This is a genomic window from Caulobacter sp. CCNWLW153 (assembly GCF_036889365.1).
Taxonomy (GTDB): Bacteria; Pseudomonadota; Alphaproteobacteria; order Caulobacterales; family Caulobacteraceae; genus Caulobacter; species Caulobacter radicis.
The window spans coordinates 18,537-36,797 of the sequence record NZ_JBAKFV010000025.1 but is presented as its reverse complement, the minus strand read 5'-3'; the positions used below and the strand labels follow the sequence as shown (position 1 = coordinate 36,797).

The window sequence follows — 18,261 nt, the reverse complement described above, 5'->3', positions numbered from 1 at the left end:
AAGACCCTCTAGCGATCCGAAGCGGGCTTGATGGCCCGCAGCACCTCATTGCTCCGCGCCAGCCGCGCGTCGGTCAAGCGGTCCAGTTCATCCAGCCGCAGCGACAGCCCCGCTGACGGATCGCCCCGCTCGGGCAGGACCTCGGCCGGCGGCGGACGATAGGGCTGGCCGGGCGCGCTTGCCTGCGCCTGCAACGAGCGCAGGGTCTGGGCCGCCGCCGCGCGATCGCGGGCGGCCTGGGCCTGCCGGGCCTGCTCCATCTGCTGCTGGCGCAGGGCCTCGATCTCCATACGAGCGGCCGCGCGCTCCTGGGCCAGGCCTGCATCGGCCAGGCCCGCGTCAGTCTGGGCGCTCGCCGCGCTCGCCGCCAGCGCCAGACCCGCCGCGACCGTTCCCGCCAGCAACCGCTTCATGCCACGCCTCCGTCGCCGCCCCGCGCGCCGGAAAAGCGCGGCCTCAGCGGCTCTTGAACGAGAAACGCGCCAGCTCCTCCTTCGGCGCCGCCCATTTCGGATCGAGCTCGGCCGCGCGCTGGAAGTCGTAATAGGCCGCCTTGACGTCGCCGAGGTTCTCGTGGGCCAGGGCGCGGTTGTAGTAGGCGCGCTCGGGCTTCTCGACGCCCAGGGCCAGGCCCCGGTCGATCTCGCTCAGCCCCTCGGCGAAACGATCCTCGGCCACCAGGGCCGCGCCCCGGTTGACATAGACCTCGCCCAGCTTCGGCTCGATACGGCCGGCCGCGTCAAAATCGGCGCGCGCCTCGACATAGGCCTGGCGGCGCAGCTGGATCACGCCGCGATTGACCAGGGTGCGGGCCCGGTCGCCCAGCGACAGGGTCTCGATCTCCAGCGCCGTGGTGCACAGCCGCATGGTGTCGTTGTCGTAGCGCCCGCGGATCACCGCCTCGGAACAGTCCTTGGCGATGCCGCCGCCGATGATCAGCACGGAACCAGCCGCGTTTGCGGCTGGCGGCAGCATCGCCAACACGGCGACGCCGAGGATCCAGCCGCGCAAGGTGCGCGCGCCGGTGCGGCCGATGCGAAGCGGTGGCCGAGACTTGAGGATCTTGGCTTTCATGCGTTTTCTCCCAACGTCCGCCCGGCCTTCCGACGGGCCCGCGGGGATGGAGAAAACCAAGCCGCGGGTACGCGGGGACAGGCTTTTTGCGCCCGCCGACGTCGAGGCCGCCGGGCGAGCGCCAGCATAGCACCGTTTGGGCCCGCCGCCTCGCCGAAACGCTTTGCCAGCCGCTCTCGCGCGGCCTATCTCCAGGCGTCCGGATCGGAGTTCCCGCATGCACCTGGCCCGCTTTCCCCGCGCCCGCTTCGCCCACCTGCCGACGCCGCTTGAGCCCCTGCCCCGCCTGGGCGCGGAACTCGGGATCGACCTGTGGGTCAAGCGCGACGACTGCACGGGCCTGGCCGGCGGCGGCAACAAGACCCGCAAGCTGGAATTCCTGCTCGGCGAGGCCCTGGCCCTGGGCGCCGACACCCTGGTGACGCAAGGGGCCGTGCAGTCCAACCACGTGCGCCAGACCATCGCGGCGGGAGCTCGCTACGGCCTCTCGACCGAAGTCATTCTCGAGGAGCGCACCGGCTCGAAGGCCAGCGACTATGTCTGCAACGGCAACGTGCTGCTCGACCGGCTGATGGGCGCGGCGATCCGCTTCGTGCCGGGCGGGACCGACATGAACGAGGAACTGGAAGCGACCGCCGAGATCGTCCGCCGGCGCGGCGGCAAGCCCTATGTGATCCCCGGCGGCGGCTCCAACACGGTGGGCGCGCTCGGCTATGTCGACTGCGCCCGTGAGCTGGTCGTGCAGGCCGACGCGCAGAACCTTAAGATCGACCGCCTGGTCACGGCCACCGGCAGCGCCGGCACCCATGCGGGCCTGGTGGCCGGCTTTTCGGCGCTGTCGGTCGACGTGCCCATCCTCGGCTTCGGCGTGCGCGCGCCCAAGGCCAAGCAGGAAGAGAACGTCTTCAACCTGGCGGTCGCCACCGCAGAGACGATCGGCGCGGCCGGCCGTGTGCGGCGCGAGGCCATCGTGGCCGACTGCGACTATGTCGGCGAAGGCTATGGCCTGGTCGACCAGGGCGTGATCGACGCCCTGGCGCTGGCGGCGCGCACCGAGGGCCTGCTGCTGGATCCGGTCTATTCGGGCAAGGCGATGAAGGGCCTGATCGACCAGGCCCGCAAGGGCGCGTTCAAGGGCGAGCGGGTGGTGTTCCTGCACACTGGCGGCGCCCAGGGGCTGTTCGGCTACCAGTCGGTGCTGGAGCGGGCGCTGGGCTGAGGAGCCGAAAACCTTGTCCTTCGACAAGCTCAGGATGAGGTTTTCTACTGATCATGGCGTTGGATCTGGTCCTCATCCTGAGCCTGTCGAAGGACGAGGACCACGCAAGGTGTTGGCAAAGGAAACCCGATGAGCAAGGTCCTCGGCGTGCTGGGCGGCATGGGTCCGGCCGCCACCCTCGACTTCCTGGCCAAGCTGCAGGCCGCCACGCCCGTGGTCCGCGAGCAGGACCACATCCGGGTGCTGGTCGACATCAATCCGAAGATCCCCGACCGCAATACCGAAGGCGACGCGGCCGGCCCCGTGCTGGCGGCCATGGCCGCGGGGCTGCGCAATGCGGGCGCGCAGGTTCTGGCCATCGCCTGCAACACCGCCCACGCCTTCGCCGAGCAGGTGAAGTCCAGCGGTCTGCCGCTGATCGACCTGCCGGAGACGGCGGTGGAGGCCGCCCGCGCCGGCGGCGCGACCCGCATCGGCGTGCTGGGCACGGCCGGCGGCCTTTCGATCTATCGCGACCGGCTCGCGCACCTGGGGCTGGAGGCCGTCACGCTGGGCGACCACGAGCAGGTCGAGTTCATGGCCCTGCTCTACCGCATCAAGCGCGGCGACCTGTCGGACGCCTCGCGCCAGACCATGGCGGCGCTGGCGCACCGGCTGGTGGGACTGGGGGCGCAGGCCGTGGTGGCCGGCTGCACCGAAGTGCCGCTGGTCCTGGGCCAGGACGACCTGACCGTGCCGTTCGTCGACGCGACGCAGGCGCTGGCCAAGCGGTGCGTGGAGGTTTGCCGGTAAACCTCCCTTCTTCCTGAAGGGAGAAGGTGGCGCGAAGCGCCGGATGAGGGGTCAGGGACAGTCGCCGGCGTGCCGGCACGACGTCAGACGTTGTCACCCCTCACCCTCCCAGGCTTCGCCTGGGCCCCTCCCTCTCCCCTCCGGGAGAGGGCGATCAACTCACCCCCCAAAGATCCGCCGCAGCCAGCGCGGGATGCCGCCGAGGTCCTGTTCCAACTCACGCTCCAGCCCCTCCTCCTCGGACGGCGGCTGCACGCGCGGGATCGGGGCGCGGTCGCGGGCGATCAGGCCGGCCTTCAGGCCCTGGCCAACGAAGTCGCGCCAGATCTGGGCCGGCAGGCCGCCGCCGGTGACGCCGTTCATCGGCGAGTGGTCGTCGTTGCCGACCCACACCCCGACCACCAGGTCGCCGGTGAAACCGACGAAGACGGCGTCGCGGTGCTCCTGGGTGGTGCCGGTCTTGCCGTAGGTCAGCTGGCCGGTGCGGGCCGCGCGGCCCGTGCCTTCCTCGACCACCGCGCCGAGCAGCTCGTAGAGCGCCGCGCGCTGGGCGGTGTCGAGCTGGCGGCTGGGCGGGGGCGCCTCGCCCTCCTTGCGCGGCCGGCCGTAGGGCGCGACCGGCATGTGGCCCGAGGCCACGGCGGCGTAGGCGGAGGTCAGCTCCAGCAGCGTGGTCTCGGCCGCCCCCAGCGACAGGCTGGCGTCCGTGGCCTTCAGCGGCGAAGTGACGCCTAAGTCGCGGGCGGCCTGGACCACCGCCTCGCCGCCGGCCGTCTGCCAGATGCGGGCGGCGATGATGTTGTTGGACTGGGCGAAGGCGTCGCGCAGGGTCAGGTCCTGGCCAGAACCGCCCTCGTAGTTGCGCGGCGTCCAGCCGTCGATGGTGACCGGATCGCCGACCACCCGCATGTCGGGCCGGGCCCCGTCGCGCAGGCCGGCCAGGTAGACGAACAGCTTGAAGGCGCTGCCCGGCTGGCGCTTGGCCTGGACGGCGCGGTTGAACTGGCTCTTGGCGTAGGAACGGCCGCCGACCATGGCCACCACCTTGCCGTCGGGGCGCATGGCGACCAGCGCCGCCTGCCCCGCCTTCAGCCGGGTTCCGGAGCGGGCCAGGGCGTTGTTGACCGCCTGCTCGGCGCGGCGCTGTAGGCGGCCGTCGAGCGTGGTCGGCACGCGTACCTCGCCGTAGCGGGCTGTCTCGAAGGCGTCGGCGATCTGCGGCGAGACCCAGTCGGCGAAATAGCCGCCGACCGGCAGGCTGGCGCGTGTGGCCCGGGCGCGGGCGCCCCGTGCATTGGCGGCCTGCTCGGGGGTGATGAACTTGACCTCGACCATGTCGGCCAGCACCCGGTCGGCGCGGGCCGCGGCGGCCTTGGGGTTGTCGACGGGATCCAGGCGGCTGGGCGCATTGACCATGCCGGCCAGGATCGCGGCCTGGCCCAGGGTCAGCTTCTCGGGCGGACGGCCGAAATAGTGCCGCGAGGCCGCGCCCAGGCCATAGACCCCGTCGCCGAAATAGATGCTCGACAGATAGCGGGCGAGGATCTCGTCCTTCGACAGGCGCAGTTCCAGCCACACGGCGATAACCGCCTCCTGCGCCTTGCGGCGAAGCGTGCGCTCGTTGCTGAGGAAGGCGTTCTTGGCCAGCTGCTGGGTGATGGTGCTGGCGCCCTCGCGGGCCTTGCCGGCCTTGATATTGACCGCCGCCGCCCGGCCCATGCCCCACACATCCAGGCCGAAGTGGCGGCGGAAACGCCGGTCCTCGATGGCGATGAAGGCGTCGGGCACGTACTTGGGCAGGTCGGCGACGACGACGGGCGCCTCCTTGTAGGCCCCGCGCCGGGCGAAGGGCTTGCCCTGAGCGTCCAGCAACACGACGGCCGGACTGTCCAGCGGCTCCAGCGAGCGCGACAGCGGCAGGCTGACGCCGATCCAGACGAAGGCGGCCAGCAGGGCGGCGAAGACCAGGCCGAAGAAGCCCATCCAGCGCGGATGGCGACGGAGGAAGGCGACGAGGCCGCGCGCCCTGGCGGCGACGAAGGCGGTCACGGTCAAGACGACATGCCGCGCCTTCACCGTCCAGGATCGCCAGTCGAAATCGGCCACTCGGCCCCCGTTTCCTGTTTCAGCCCTCGCCTGAATGGCAAGAACTTGCGGCAGGAAAGCGTCACAGCAGGCCGGAGGTTTCCGGCTCGGTGCGTGGCCCTCGTCCTTCGACAAGCTCAGGATGAGGACCACTCATCGGCTTGGGGCGGTCGAAAAACCTCATCCTGAGCCTGTCGAAGGACGAGGTTTTCGTCTCCGGCGCGGGCAGGCGATTCCCCCTCAGGCGTGCAGCGCCATGAAGGCGTCCACCCGGTCGAGCGCCCCGAGCGGCGCGCGGAGGGTGCAGACCAGCCCTTCGGGCCGGTAGTCGAGCTCGACCTCGCCGTCCAGTTCGCTGGCCAGGGCCAGCTCGATGATCCGCGAGCCGAAGCCGCGCCGTGAAGGCCGCGCCACCGGCGGGCCGCCGCGCTCGGTCCAGGTGACCAGGAGGCGCGCGCAGGGCTGCGAGGTCCAGCGCACCTCGACCTCGCCGCCGGGAACCGACAGGGCGCCGTACTTCAGGGCGTTGATCGCCAGTTCGTGGAAGGCCAGCGCCATGACCACCGCCGGCTTGGGCGAGACCATCAGGTCGGGTCCGTCGACCGCCACCTCGTGGTCGGCGTTGCGATAGGGACGCACCGAGCCCTCGACGATCTGGCGCAGGCTGGCGGCGGCCCAGTTCTCGTCGGTCAGCACGTTGTGGGTGGCGGCGATGGCCATCAGCCGGCCCTCGAAGGCCCGCCGCACGGCCGGATCGACGCCGGCGTTGCGCAGCGACTGGGCGGCGATCGACTGGACGATGGCCAGGGTGTTCTTGACCCGGTGATTGAGCTCGTTGACCAGCAGCTGGCGGTGGCGCTCGGCCAGCATGGCGGCGGTGACGTCGCGCGAGGCGGCCAGCACCCGCACCACCCTGCCCGCCTCGTCCAGCACCGGGGAAACCGTGGTGTCCCACCAGCGGACATTGCCCCTGGCGGTGGGGCACAGGGCGCGAAACGACGAAGAGCCGCCGGCCAGGGCCTTGCTCAGGGCGTCCTCGACGGCGGGACGGCTTTCGGGCGGCCACATGTCGGGCCAGTAGCGATGGCGGTTTCGGCCCTCGAAATCGTCGATCTCGAACAGCTCGCGGCCGCGCAGGTTCATGTATTCGATCAGGCCGGCGCGACTGAGCACGCGGATGCAGTCCTGGCTGGCTTCCAGCACGCTGTGGAAATAGGCGCCGGCGCTGGCCAGCACGCCATCGTCCGTACGGTCCTGCCCCATGCCCCCTCCGTCGCCCGGCCCCTTGCGGAGCCCGAGTTGCGCGAGGCCGCTACGATCGTCAGGGCGTCCTCGAAGGATCGGCCTCAGCAGGCGGCCGCGGGGGCGTCCTCGGCGCAGGCTTCCATCAGTCCGACCATCGCGGCGGTGATGCGCGAGGTCTGGGCCATGCGGCGAAGGGCGTCGCGGGCGTGGGCGCTGTCGGCGATCTCGGCCTGACGCTCCAGCCGTTCGGCTTCCCTGAGATGATCGTTTTGGCTCGGCATGGTTTGATTCTTTACTGCGAATGAACGTCGTTCTCCATGCGACCGCGCGACGCAGGCCGAAGGGTTTTGTTAACGCTCTCAGCTGGTTAAGTGCGAAAGCACATATGAAAACACCCCCGGGCCATAGGACCCGGGGGTGTCGTCCTGTTCCCCAACAGGACGGCGTCGCCCGCTGCCTTTCCGGCGCGGCGGCGTCGCCTCATGAACCGATGGGGGTCATTTGTTGGATATCGCCTCCTGAGACAACGCGGCGGCCTGTCGCACACGTCTCAGGGGAAATTCGGCGCCGCCTCGCCAACAGGGCGCTTGCCAAGCATGACACCGGTGGACATTGTGCTCTTCAGATACGCGCCGGGCCAACGGCGGCAAGGATTCGAGGCCTTCGCCTCGACGGGGAAGGAAACCAAGGCGCAGCTTGGAAACGAGCGTCGCGACCAGCCTCCGGACCCAGCCGCCTGCGTCTCCGCGTCGCGCCCGCCCGCTCTGGAGTTATCGCGTCGATGCCGCTCAGCCCCCTTTCCCGCCGCCGCCTGCTGGCGACCACCGCGGCCGCCTTCGCCGCCTCGGCGGGTCTCGCGCCCTTCAAGGCCCTGGCGGCCGAGGCGCCGACCAGGCAAGCGGCGCTGGCGACGATGAAGCGGGCGACCACCTTCATGGTCGAGAAGGTCGCCTACCAGGGCGGCTACGTCTGGAGCTACCTGCCCGACTTCTCGCGCCGCTGGGGCGAGATGGAGGCCTATCCGACGATGATCTGGGTGCAGCCGCCCGGCACGGCGACCATGGGCCACCTGTTCCTCGACGCCTATCACGCCACCGGCGACGAGTATTACTACGAGGCCGCCAAGCAGGTGGCGAGCGCCCTGATCAAGATCCAGCATCCTGCCGGCGGCTGGAACTATCTGGGCGACCTGGCCGGCGAGCCGTCGATCAGGAAGTGGTACGACACCATCGGCAAGAACGGCTGGCGGCTCGAGGAATTCCAGCATTACTACGGCAACGCCACCTTCGACGACGCCGGCACGGCCGAAAGCTCGCAGTTCCTGCTGCGGCTCTATGTCGAGAAGAAGGATCCGGCCTTCAAGCCGGCGCTGGACAAGGCCATCCAGTTCGTCCTCGACAGCCAGTACCCGGTCGGCGGCTGGCCCCAGCGCTTCCCGCTGAAGGACGAGTTCCACCACCACGGCCGGCCTGACTACACCGGTTACATCACCTTCAACGACGACGTGGCCGGCGAGAACATCGAGTTCCTGCTGATGGTCTGGCAGGCGCTGGGCGATCCGCGCGTGCTGCCGGCCGTGAAGAAGGCCATGGATTGCTTCGTCGCCTGCCAGCAGCCCCTGCCCCAGGCCGGCTGGGGCCTGCAGCACAAGGTTTCCGACCTCAAGCCGTCAGGCGCGCGCACCTACGAGCCCGAGGCCTTCGCCACCCATACCACCGCGGCCAACATCACCGCCTGCATGGGCTTCTACGAACTGACGGGCGATCCGAAGTACCTGGCGCGCCTGGGCGAGGCCCTCGACTGGCTGGAGACCACCAGGCTGCCCGTCGAACACCAGAAGGGCCGCCAGTTCCCGACCTTCGTCGAGATCGGCACGAACAAGCCCTTGTTCGTGCACCGCACCGGCAGCAACGTCGTCAACGGCCGCTACTATGTCGATGGAAATCCCGAGAACACGGTGGCGCACTACTCGTCGTTCCGGGGCGTCAACATTCCAGCCCTGCGCAAGCGGTTGGAGACCCTGAAGGCCACCCCGCCGGACGTCGCCAGCAAGGCCTCGCCGCTGAAGGGCGGCCGCCAGGCGCTGCCGAAATACTACACCCTCAAGGACGTCTCGGTTTCGGACCTGAACGTCGGCGCCGTGAAGGGCGACGCGACCGCCGGCGCGCCGGACAAGGCCGCGGGCCTGATCGCCGCCCTCAACGAGGCCGGCTGGTGGCCGACCGAGCTGAAGGCGACCAGCAATCCCTATATCGGCGACGGCTCGCCCACCCCGACCCCGGGCGACTTCAGCCGCACCCACGTCGGCGACGCCTCCGACACCTCGCCCTACGTGACCGACAAGCCGAAGATCGGGATCTCCACGGGCAGCTACATCGAGAACATGGTCACGCTGCTGAAGTACGTCGGAGCGGCGTAACGATCCTCCCCCTTCGGGGGGAGGATTTAGAGCATCGCCAGCGGCAGCGTCCCGCGATCCAGCACCCGGGCGTGGAACTCGCGCAGCGTGCCGCCCCAGGCGCGACGCATACGGGAGAGTTCCAGCCAGTACATCCCCTGCCCAGCCGCCGCGCCCGGGGCGATGGCGGCGCGCTCGACCTCCTGGGCGAAGGGCGCGAAGATCACCGGCGATCCCTGGACGTCCGCCAGGAAGGCCATGGCCTTTTCAGGCGTCCACCCCTCCAGGTGGACGCCCAGATCCATGCGGGCGCGGGCGGCGCGGAACAGGATCCAGTAGAGGCCGCCGATCTCGGCCAGCGGCTCGCCGTCGAAGGCGCCCGTTTCCCAGGCCAGGTGCTCGGCATAGACGGCCCAGCCCTCCATCGCCGCCGGACAGGCCACGCGCGAACGATAGGGATGCGCGCCCGACAGCGCCTCCTTGGGGATCTGCAACATGTGGCCGGGCAGCACCTCGTGATGCACCACGGCCGGCAGGCTCCAGCTGGGCCGGTCGCGGATCCGCTTGAGGTCGACATAGTAGGCGCCGGGCTTTGCCCCGTCGGCCGACGGCAGGTCGCGATAGCCCTGTCGGCCGGCCGCCTCGTCGGCGGGCGACATCCGCCGCACCGAGACGGCGTCGACCGCGCCAGGCAGGTTTCCGAAGGCCTGGGGCAGGCGCGCGCGGGCCTTGGCCAGCCACGGGGCCATGTCGGCGATGGCGCGATCGCGGCCGGCGTCGTCGTCCGTGTAGAGGAAGCGCTCGTCGGCCATCAGCGCCCGCAGGCGCTCGCCTACCCCGCCCTGGGTCAGGCCCTGCGCCTTCAGAAGGACGTCGGCGCGGGCGTGCAAGGCGCGGATGGCCTCGTCCAGCCGGCGGCGAGCCTCGGCAGGAGGCATGGGCGCGCCGAGCTGGGTTTTCAGCATCGCCGCGTAATAGGCCTCGCGGTCCTTGAAGCGGACGCCGGCGGCCGTTCCCGCGCGGGACTTCAGGGCGGCCAGGACCTCGCTCTGGCGGGCGAGCGCGGCGGCGATCTCGGTCGCGGCCTTGCCGGCGACCTCGGCGAGGCCGGTTTCAAGCCGGGCGATCAGGAAAGCCGGCGGGATCACGCCCCGGCCGGCGTCGGCGCGGATCTGGGCGGTCTCGGTTTCGAGGCGCTTGGCCGTGGCCGCCACGGCCTCGGGCTTGGCGTCCGCGGCCTTCTGCCAGGCGCCCGAGCGCGTGGTGACGACATAGGGCCCCGCGACGCCCGCCCCGAACCGAAAGCGGCGCACCAGTTCGGCCTCTGCCTGCGTGGCGAGGCGCACGGCGTCGTAGTCAAGGCGAGCCTTGGGCGACAGGGCCTGGGGATCGAGGGCGGCCAGGGCCTTCAGCCTATCGGCGGCGGTCCCGCCACCGGCGAAGCCGTTCAGGAGGCTCTTCAGCGCCGCGTCGCCGTCCTCTCTCCCAGATTGGGCCAAGGCCGGACCGGCGGCCAGGCTCGCGCCGGCCAGCAGCATCATCGCGCGACGATCGATCATCCGGCCGCCTCCCTCTTGTCTCGTTACCCCCTGTCGTAGCGGGAAAGACACCGGTGTCTAGAGGGGCTGGTCCTCGGCCGCGACCAGGGCCAGCAGGCCGGGGAAGCGGGCCTCGATCTCGTCGCGGCGCAGCTGGGCGGCGCGGCTGTTGCCGCGGTCGACCTGGCGGATCAGGCCCGCCTCGCGCAGCACCCGGAAGTGGTGGGTCAGCGAGGCCTTGCTGACCGGCAGGCCGAAGGAGACGCAGGTGCGCTCGGTCGACGGCTCGGCGCGGACCAGCTCGGCGACGACGCGGCGACGCTGCGGATCGGCCAGGGCGGCCAGCAGGGCGCCCAGCTGCATTTCCTCGGGTTCGGGGTGGCCGTCGGCGTCGGGCATCGGGTCTCCATCACAAAGGTAAGAATTGAACCTTACCTCCAAAGCGCTTTAGGTAAGCACCTATCCTTACCTACGAGGCCCAGCATGTCCAACACCCCCTTCGGCCCGCCCCTGCCCGACGCCGGCGAGACCGGCCCCTACGCCCTGGTCGGCACGGCCCGCGCCCGCCCCGGCATGGCCGACGCCCTGGAGGCGCGGCTGGTGTCGCTGGTGGAGCCGACGCGGCGCGAGACCGGCTGCGTGGCCTATCACGTGCATCGTGACCGGGCCGACCGCGCGCTCTTCGTGTTCTACGAGGCCTGGAGCGACCGCGCCGCCCTGCTGAAGCACTTCGAAGAGCCCTGCATCCTCGGCTTCCTGGCCGACCGCGCCGACTATCTGGACGGTGAGCTCGAGGTCCGCTGGCTGCGGATGAGCAGCCCGGCCGCCTAGCGACGCACGGCTGGGTGCAGTCGCGCGCAATACATTCACAGATTGCAAAATCGATGAATTCTCCCGAAGGTGCCGACGGAGCCTTCGGGGGGCGACCATCCAGTCATGCCGGCGACAGCGCGCCCGTCCCCGGGCGGGCGGCGCGGCCGCCCCCCATCGCGCCAGCCGTCTTCGAGGACGCCCTTCGCGCCCGGAGGACCCAGTAAGCAGTCAGCGTCCGCGTCCAGCCAACCGCGCGCGGTCGATGTCGGCCGCCGTTCTCCAATGGAGGTACGACCCGATGACTTCGACCACTCGCCGCTCCCTGATCGCCTCGGCCGTCGCCCTGGCCGCCATCGCGGGCGCGTCGGCGCCGGCCGCCGCGCAACAGGTTCTTCCACGGATCTCCGAAGCGGAGGTCCGCGCCGCCGCCGAGGCTTGGGGCAAGGGCCTGGTGTCCATCTCGGTCGCCTATTACGAGAACGAGAACAACTTCGAGAAGGCCAAGGTCGTCGCCAGCGACTTCATCGACAAGGCCTACGGCTATCAACTCGGTCCGGTGCTGTTCAAGCCGACCCTGACACGCGAGCCGCAGACCTTCCGCACGACCAAGGTCGGCGCCCTGGCCTACTTCGTCGGTCACGACAAAGCCTATCCCTATGACGACGGGTTCGCCCTGCTGCCGTGGCGCAGCGTGGCCTACAAGCCGGTCGGCATCCAGATCAACGGCTCGGTGGCCAGCACGATGGGCAAGCTGGAACTGCGCGACAAGAACGACACCCTGACCGTGGTCGACAAGACCTGGGTGTTCAAGAAGGACGACCGCGGCGTGGTGCGGATCATCGTGCACCACTCCTCGCTGCCGTTCGTGGGCTACTAGGGTCGACGGCGGGCTCGGCGCGCCAGCACGTGACAACGCTGTCAGATATCGCCTAGGGTCTCGCCGGGGCGCGAAAAGACGCCCATCTGTTTCGCGTCCCGGAGGAAACCCTTGCCGCACCGTTCGATGCCCGCCCTGCTGGCGGCGACCGCGCTGACCACCTTGGCCGCCTTCGCCTCGCCCGGCCTCGCGGCCGAACCGATCGCGCCGATCCGCCTGAACCAGGTCGGCGTGCTGGAAAGCGCGGGCAAGCTGGCGGTGCTGCCGGAGACCTCGACGACGCCCCTGGCCTGGACGCTGGAGGACAAGGACGGCCACGTGGTCGCCAAGGGCCAGACCCAGGTGGTCGGTCCCGACGCCGCCTCGGGCGAAAGCCTGCACCAGATCGATTTCTCGGCTGCGCCGGCCGGCTACGGCTACCGCCTGAAGGTCGGCCAGCGGGCCAGCCGACCGTTCGCGATCGACGCCCATCCCTATGCGCGGCTCAAGCGCGACGCCCTGGCCTTCTTCTACCAGAACCGCAGCGGCGTCGCGGTCGAGGCGCGGTTCGGCGACGATCCCAAGCTGGCGCGCCCAGCCGCCCACGCCCCCGACCGCGCCACCTGCTTCAACGGCCAGGACCAGCGCGGCCAGGTCTGGGCCGGCTGCGGCTATGAGCTGAACGCCAGCAAGGGCTGGTACGACGCCGGCGACCACGGCAAGTACGTGGTCAACGGCGGCATCGCCGTCTGGACGCTGGTCAACTATCACGAGCGGCTGACGGCCCGCGGCAAGACGCCCGACTTCGCCGACGGCGCCCAGCGCATCCCCGAGGCCGGCAACGGCGTCTCCGACCTGCTGGACGAGGCCCGCTGGGAGCTGGAGTTCCTGCTGCGCATGCAGGTTCCGCCCGGAACGACCATGGCCCTGCCGATCGGCAAGCAGGGCCAGGGGCAGCTGGCGCTGACCGATGTCGACGCCTCGGGCATGGCCCACCAGAAGCTGACCGACGCCTACTGGACCGGCGTGCCCACCGCCCCGCATGAAGATCCGGCCCCGCGCTATCTCTACCACCCGACCACCGGCGCGACGCTGAACCTTGCCGCCGTCGCCGCCCAGTGCGCGCGGGTGTGGAAGGACGTCGACCCCGCCTTCTCGGCCCGCTGCCTGAAGGTCGCCCGATCCGCCTTCGACGCCGCGCGGCGCAATCCCGAGGTCTACGCCCACAGCCAGTTCAATGGCGGGGGCGGCTATGGCGACGGCGAGCTGTCGGACGAGCTGTTCTGGGCCGCCGCCGAGCTGTGGGCGACCACCGGCGAGGGATCTTACGGCGAGGTCGTCACCGCCTCGCCCTACATGCCGGCCGCCGGCAAGCCGGCCGAGGCGCCGGGCTGGGGCTCGACCTCGACCCTGGGGGTGATCTCGCTGGCCCTGTCGGACAAGGTCCCGGCCCAGGCGCGCGAGGCCGCCCGCGCCGGCCTGGTCGCCGCCGCCGACCGCTACGCCGCCGAGGACCTGCAGGCCGGCTATCGCCTGCCGGACGCGGGCACGCGCTATGTCTGGGGCTCGAACGGCGTGGTCATGAACCGCGCCATGGTGCTGGGCCTGGCCTTCGACTTCACCGGCAAGGCCGCCTATCGCCAGGCCGCGGCCGACGCCATGGACTACGTGCTGGGCCGCAACCCGCTGGACCAATCCTACGTCACCGGCTGGGGCGCGCGGCCGATGAAGCATCCGCACCACCGCTTCTGGGTCGGCAAGGGCAAGTACCCCGCCCCGCCGCCCGGCGTGATCTCGGGCGGGCCCAACAACACCGCCTTCAGCGACGAGATCGCCAAGAAGATGGAAGGCAAGTGCGCCGCCCAGACCTGCTGGACCGACAGCATCGACGCCTTCACCCAGAACGAGGTCGCCGTGAACTGGAACGCACCGTTCTTCTGGGTGGCGGCGTTCCTGGACGAGGGGACGTAGGCGCGGCGTCTAGGCCGCCGGCTCGAGCTTGGCGCACTCGGCCTGCTCGGCGCACGAACAGATCCGCGCGTTGAGCAGGTGGACGCCGGCCAGGGCCAGGCCGCCCAGGCTGGTCAGGGCCGCCTCGGCCCAATCGGCCATATGGACGAAAGCCCCCACGGCCATCAACGACAGGCCGGCGACCGCCAGGGCCACCATGCCCGGACGCCGCCAGTTGCCCGAGCGGGCCAGGGCGAAGACCGAGACCGGCGCGGCCATGGCCAGGAACAGCGGGTGCAGCCACTCGGCGTGCGACAGGTTCGCGGCCAGCGGCAACAGGGCGGCCATGGCCGGCAGCGCCAGGCAGTGCACCAGGCACAGGCCCGAAAGGCCGATCGCAGCGCCGTCGAGACCCCGTTGCAGGTGGTTGTGGCGAGCCATGGGGTACTCCGGTAGCGAACGGTCGAGGCGACTTAGATGTTATTACATAACACCAGGTCAAGGGCGGGGCGGCGAATTTTGTCCATAGCGACGTTACGCCTCGCCCCGACTTGCACCTTCTGAACGACGCGATCGTTCAAGCCCGCGACCGGCGCCATCGGCGAGTCTCGCCGCCACGCAACACCGCCGGAGACCGCCATGTCGGACGCCCGTTTTTCCCGCGCCAACGGCGCGCCCGTCCATGACAACGTCAATATCGAGACCGCCGGCCCGCGCGGTCCGGCCCTGCTGCAGGACATCTGGCTGCTGGAGAAGCTGGCCCATTTCGACCGCGAGGTGATCCCCGAGCGGCGCATGCACGCCAAGGGCTCGGGCGCCTACGGGACCTTCACGGTCACCGGCGACATCAGCCGCTTCACCAAGGCCAGGCTGTTTTCGGAAGTGGGCAAGGAGACGCCGGTGTTCCTGCGGTTCTCGACCGTGGCCGGCGAGCGCGGGGCGGCCGACGCCGAGCGCGACATCCGCGGCTTCGCCGTGAAGTTCTACACCGAGGACGGCAACTGGGATCTCGTGGGCAACAACACCCCGGTGTTCTTCTTCCGCGATCCGCTGCGCTTCCCTGACCTCAACCACGCGGTCAAGCGCGACCCGCGCACGGGCATGCGCAGCGCCCAGAACAACTGGGACTTCTGGACCCTGCTGCCCGAGGCCCTGCACCAGGTGACGATCGTGATGAGCGACCGGGGCCTGCCGCGCGACTATCGCCACATGCACGGCTTTGGCAGCCACACCTTCAGCTTCATCGACGCGGCCAACGAGCGGGTGTGGGTGAAATTCCACTTCCGCAGCCAGCAGCCGATCGAGAACCTGACCGACGGCGAGGCCGAGGTCCTGGTCGGCAAGGACCGCGAGAGCAGCCAGCGCGACCTGTTCGAGGCCATCGAGCGCGGCGAGTTCCCGCGCTGGACCCTCTACGTCCAGATCATGACCGACGCCCAGGCCAAGACCTTCCGCTTCAACCCGTTCGACCTGACCAAGGTCTGGCCCAAGGGCGAGTTCCCGCTGATCGAGGCCGGGGTGCTGGAGCTGAACCGCAACCCGCAGAACGTCTTCGCAGAGGTCGAGCAGGCCGCCTTCACGCCGGCCAACATCGTGCCCGGCATCGGCTTCTCGCCCGACAAGATGCTGCAGGCGCGCCTGTTCTCGTACGGCGACGCCCAGCGCTATCGCCTGGGCGTGAACCACGTCCACATCCCGGTGAACGCGCCGAAATGCCCCTATCACAGCTATCACCGCGACGGGGCGATGCGGGTCGACGGCAATCTCGGCGCCACCCCGACCTACTGGCCCAACAGCCGGGGCGAATGGATCGACCATCCGCACATGGCCGAACCGCCGCTGGCCATCGAGGGCGCGGCCGCCCACTGGGACCACCGCGTCGACGACGACCACTACCAGCAGCCGGGCGACCTGTTCCGGCTGATGGACGCCGGGCAGAAGCAGGCCCTGTTCGACAACACCGCCCGCTCGCTGGGCGGCGCCAGCGCCGACATCCAGCAGCGGCACATCGCCAACTGCACGAAGGCCGACCCGGCCTATGGCGCGGGCGTGGCCGAGGCCCTCTCGCGCCTGGCCCCGCCCCAGGTCGCGGCGGCCGAGTAGCTGGGCGAGCGAAACGCGGCATCCAACAAATCCGCTCAGTCCCGCGAAGGCGGGGATCCAAGCGGCCTTTGCAGACGCGCACGCCCGCGCCCTTCCTCGCTGGCTCAGCTTGGGCCCCCGCCTTCGCGGGGATGCTCGCAGAGGGGGGAGGTCCAAAAGAAAAACCCCGGCGGCCTTTCGGTCGCCGGGGTTTTCAATTCCAGGCCGCGAAGGACGATCAGTCCTTGGCGCGTTCCTGATAGCTGTTGTCTTCGGTCAGGATGATCACGCGGGTGCCCACGGTGATGTAGGGCGGCACGGTCGTCTTGACGCCGTTGCTGAGCACGGCCGGCTTGTACGACGACGAAGCGGTCTGGCCCTTCACCGATGGTTCGGTCTCGACGATCTCGAGGACCACGGTGCGCGGCAGTTCGATGGCGATCGGCACGTCGTTGTGGGTCGACAGCTGGACCGTCATGTTCTCCTGCAGGTAGGGCGCGGCGTCGCCGATCACGTCCTCAGTGGCCACGAGCTGGTCGTAGCTTTCCGGGTTCATGAAGTGGAAGCCTTCGCCGTCCTGGTACAGGAAGGTGTGGTTGCGCTGGTCGACGAAGGCGCGCTCGACCTGCTCGGTGGTGCGGTAGCGTTCCGACACCTTAACGCCGTCGCTAATGCGGCGCATGTTGAGCTGGGTCACCGGGGTGCCCTTGCCGGGGTGGATGTTGTCGACGGTCAGGACGACATAGAGCTTGCCTTCCATGTCGACGACGGCGCCCTTGCGGAGCGAGCTGGCGGCTACCTTCACGTGAGAGTCCTTGAAGATCGGGCGACGGCGCGTTGACCGCGCGCGCGTATATTGCAGATGAATCCGTGTGCCCCTCTATAGCGAACGGGGCTAGATCGCCAGCCCTTCCGTCGTTTCGAGCCGCCGAGAGCCAAAGTGTCAGCCCCCTCTCCTTCTCCCTGGTGGAGCCCCGGCAAGCACCAGGACCGCCGTCCGTTCCTGCTGGCCCGCAACCGGATCGCGGCGGCGGTGCGGGACTGGTTCGGCGGCCGCGACTTCCTGGAGATCGACGCGGCGGCCTTGCAGGTCTCGCCCGGCAACGAGGCGCACCTGCACGCCTTCTCTACGGAGGCCGTTTCGCTGTCGGGCCAGCGCGCGCCGCTGCACCTGCACACCTCGCCGGAATTCGCCTGCAAGAAGCTGCTGGCGGCGGGCGAGCAGCGGATCTTCAGCCTGGGCAAGGTGTGGCGCAACCGCGAGCGCGGGCCGCTGCACCATCCAGAGTTCACCATGCTGGAGTGGTACCGGGTCGGCGAGCCGTACGAGGCCCTGATGGACGACTGCGCGGTCCTGCTGGCCCTGGCGGCGCGGACGGCGGGCACGACGCTGTTCAGCTTCCGGGGCCTGGACTGCGATCCCTTCGCCGCGCCCGAGCGGCTGACGGTGGCCGACGCCTTCAGGCGTCACGCCGGCGTCGACCTGCTGGTCAGCCTGGGCGAAGGCGGCCAGACCGACCGCGACGCCCTGGCGGCCTCGGCGAGCTCGGCCGGGATCCGGGTCTCGGCCGACGACACCTGGGCCGACGTCTTCAGCCGGGTGATCGTCGAGAAGGTCGAGCCCAACCTCGGGATCGGCCGCCCCACGGTGCTGTGCGAGTACCCCACGGCCGAGGCGGCTCTGGCTCGCCCCAAGCCGGGCGATCCGCGCGTGGCCGAACGCTTCGAGCTCTATGCCTGCGGCGTGGAGCTGGCCAACGCCTTCGGCGAGCTGACCGACGCGGCCGAGCAGCGCCGCCGCTTCATCGCGGAGATGGACGAAAAGCAGCGCGTCTACGGCGAGCGCTATCCCATCGACGAGGACTTCCTGGCCGCGCTGGAACACATGCCGGCCTCGGCGGGCTCGGCGCTGGGCTTCGACCGCCTGGTGCTGCTGGCCACGGGCGCGCGGCGCATCGACGAGGTGCTGTGGGTTCCGGTGGCGGAGGTCTGAGCGCCCCTTCCCTCTCCCGTCATTCCCGCCCTTGTGGCGGGAACCCCTGGTTCCGCTTTCTAGGCAGATGCAAGCGGATCGCTGGCGATCCGCCCCCTCCGCACCTGCGGCTGACAGAGAGGTTCCCGCCACAAGGGCGGGAATGACGGGATAATAGGGGAGCGTGATCGACAGATCGTCGTTCTCCTGCGCTAGTTTCCCCAAAGGAAACATGTC

The 18,261-nt window shown here is 70.0% G+C and carries 17 protein-coding genes and 1 pseudogene; 9 read left to right on the top strand and 9 right to left on the bottom strand.

Going from position 1 to position 18,261, the window contains the following annotated elements; genetic code table 11:
* Positions 1–8: 8 nt before the first annotated feature.
* Both V6S85_RS25600 and V6S85_RS25595 read right to left on the bottom strand, forming a co-directional pair.
* Positions 9–413, bottom strand: a complete 405-nt coding sequence (locus tag V6S85_RS25600) for a hypothetical protein (RefSeq protein ID WP_334350688.1) — start codon at positions 411–413, stop codon at positions 9–11.
* 43 nt (positions 414–456) lie between these two features.
* Positions 457–1,074 carry a tetratricopeptide repeat protein gene (locus tag V6S85_RS25595; RefSeq protein ID WP_243410628.1) on the bottom strand — a complete coding sequence of 206 codons (618 nt, stop codon included), beginning with the start codon at positions 1,072–1,074 and terminating at the stop codon, positions 457–459.
* Between the two features lie 217 nt (positions 1,075–1,291).
* Here V6S85_RS25595 and V6S85_RS25590 point away from each other — a divergent pair, with 217 nt between their 5' ends.
* Together V6S85_RS25590 and V6S85_RS25585 are read left to right on the top strand one after the other, a co-directional pair.
* A complete protein-coding gene (locus tag V6S85_RS25590; RefSeq protein ID WP_334350687.1) occupies positions 1,292–2,293 on the top strand; it encodes a D-cysteine desulfhydrase in 1,002 nt (333 codons plus the stop codon).
* Positions 2,294–2,422: 129 nt separating this feature from the next.
* Positions 2,423–3,085: an aspartate/glutamate racemase family protein gene (locus V6S85_RS25585; protein WP_116569200.1), complete on the top strand. Its 663-nt coding sequence runs from the start codon at positions 2,423–2,425 to the stop codon at positions 3,083–3,085.
* A gap of 159 nt (positions 3,086–3,244) precedes the next feature.
* Here the strand turns inward: V6S85_RS25585 and V6S85_RS25580 are convergent, their stop codons facing one another.
* On the bottom strand, positions 3,245–5,191 hold the full coding sequence (locus tag V6S85_RS25580; protein ID WP_334350686.1) for a transglycosylase domain-containing protein: 1,947 nt from the start codon (positions 5,189–5,191) through the stop codon (positions 3,245–3,247).
* Between the two features lie 97 nt (positions 5,192–5,288).
* On the opposite strand from V6S85_RS25580, the pseudogene V6S85_RS26715 reads away from it, so the two are divergent.
* Positions 5,289–5,430, top strand: a pseudogene (locus tag V6S85_RS26715) (hypothetical protein); the annotation flags it as partial.
* Here V6S85_RS26715 and V6S85_RS25575 read toward each other — a convergent pair.
* Both V6S85_RS25575 and V6S85_RS25570 read right to left on the bottom strand, forming a co-directional pair.
* On the bottom strand, positions 5,411–6,433 hold the full coding sequence (locus V6S85_RS25575) for a sensor histidine kinase (protein ID WP_334350685.1): 1,023 nt from the start codon (positions 6,431–6,433) through the stop codon (positions 5,411–5,413). The pseudogene V6S85_RS26715 and the gene V6S85_RS25575 sit on opposite strands and share 20 nt — an antisense overlap.
* Before the next feature lie 83 nt (positions 6,434–6,516).
* The gene (locus V6S85_RS25570; protein ID WP_116489879.1) at positions 6,517–6,696 is read right to left on the bottom strand and encodes a hypothetical protein; all 180 of its coding nucleotides are present in this window, start codon (positions 6,694–6,696) and stop codon (positions 6,517–6,519) included.
* Positions 6,697–7,196: 500 nt separating this feature from the next.
* Here V6S85_RS25570 and V6S85_RS25565 point away from each other — a divergent pair, with 500 nt between their 5' ends.
* Complete coding sequence (locus V6S85_RS25565) at positions 7,197–8,834, top strand: pectate lyase (protein WP_334350684.1); 1,638 nt, start codon at positions 7,197–7,199, stop codon at positions 8,832–8,834.
* 26 nt (positions 8,835–8,860) lie between these two features.
* Here V6S85_RS25565 and V6S85_RS25560 read toward each other — a convergent pair whose 3' ends face one another.
* Together V6S85_RS25560 and V6S85_RS25555 are read right to left on the bottom strand one after the other, a co-directional pair.
* Positions 8,861–10,372 carry a DUF885 domain-containing protein gene (locus tag V6S85_RS25560; RefSeq protein WP_334350683.1) on the bottom strand — a complete coding sequence of 504 codons (1,512 nt, stop codon included), beginning with the start codon at positions 10,370–10,372 and terminating at the stop codon, positions 8,861–8,863.
* Positions 10,373–10,429: 57 nt separating this feature from the next.
* On the bottom strand, positions 10,430–10,750 hold the full coding sequence (locus V6S85_RS25555) for an ArsR/SmtB family transcription factor (protein WP_334350682.1): 321 nt from the start codon (positions 10,748–10,750) through the stop codon (positions 10,430–10,432).
* A gap of 84 nt (positions 10,751–10,834) precedes the next feature.
* Between V6S85_RS25555 and V6S85_RS25550 the strand changes: the two genes are divergently transcribed.
* The 3 genes from V6S85_RS25550 (at position 10,835) to V6S85_RS25540 (ending at position 13,991) form a co-directional block, all read left to right on the top strand.
* Positions 10,835–11,182, top strand: coding sequence for a putative quinol monooxygenase (locus V6S85_RS25550; RefSeq protein WP_334350681.1), 348 nt, complete (start codon positions 10,835–10,837; stop codon positions 11,180–11,182).
* A gap of 280 nt (positions 11,183–11,462) precedes the next feature.
* Complete coding sequence (locus V6S85_RS25545) at positions 11,463–12,041, top strand: hypothetical protein (RefSeq protein WP_334350680.1); 579 nt, start codon at positions 11,463–11,465, stop codon at positions 12,039–12,041.
* A gap of 111 nt (positions 12,042–12,152) precedes the next feature.
* The gene (locus tag V6S85_RS25540) at positions 12,153–13,991 is read left to right on the top strand and encodes a glycoside hydrolase family 9 protein (RefSeq protein ID WP_334350679.1); all 1,839 of its coding nucleotides are present in this window, start codon (positions 12,153–12,155) and stop codon (positions 13,989–13,991) included.
* A 9-nt stretch (positions 13,992–14,000) separates the two neighbouring features.
* Here the strand turns inward: V6S85_RS25540 and V6S85_RS25535 are convergent, their stop codons facing one another.
* Positions 14,001–14,411, bottom strand: a complete 411-nt coding sequence (locus V6S85_RS25535) for a MerC domain-containing protein (protein ID WP_334350678.1) — start codon at positions 14,409–14,411, stop codon at positions 14,001–14,003.
* Positions 14,412–14,609: 198 nt separating this feature from the next.
* Between V6S85_RS25535 and V6S85_RS25530 the strand changes: the two genes are divergently transcribed.
* Positions 14,610–16,073 (top strand): catalase, encoded by a 1,464-nt coding sequence (locus V6S85_RS25530; RefSeq protein ID WP_334350677.1) that lies wholly within the window; start codon positions 14,610–14,612, stop codon positions 16,071–16,073.
* Positions 16,074–16,290: 217 nt separating this feature from the next.
* On the opposite strand, the gene efp is transcribed toward V6S85_RS25530, so the two are convergent.
* Positions 16,291–16,857, bottom strand: a complete 567-nt coding sequence (efp, locus tag V6S85_RS25525; RefSeq protein ID WP_101719796.1) for an elongation factor P — start codon at positions 16,855–16,857, stop codon at positions 16,291–16,293.
* 135 nt (positions 16,858–16,992) lie between these two features.
* Here efp and epmA point away from each other — a divergent pair, with 135 nt between their 5' ends.
* Positions 16,993–18,045, top strand: a complete 1,053-nt coding sequence (gene epmA, locus V6S85_RS25520; RefSeq protein WP_334350676.1) for an EF-P lysine aminoacylase EpmA — start codon at positions 16,993–16,995, stop codon at positions 18,043–18,045.
* Positions 18,046–18,261 lie beyond the last annotated feature (216 nt).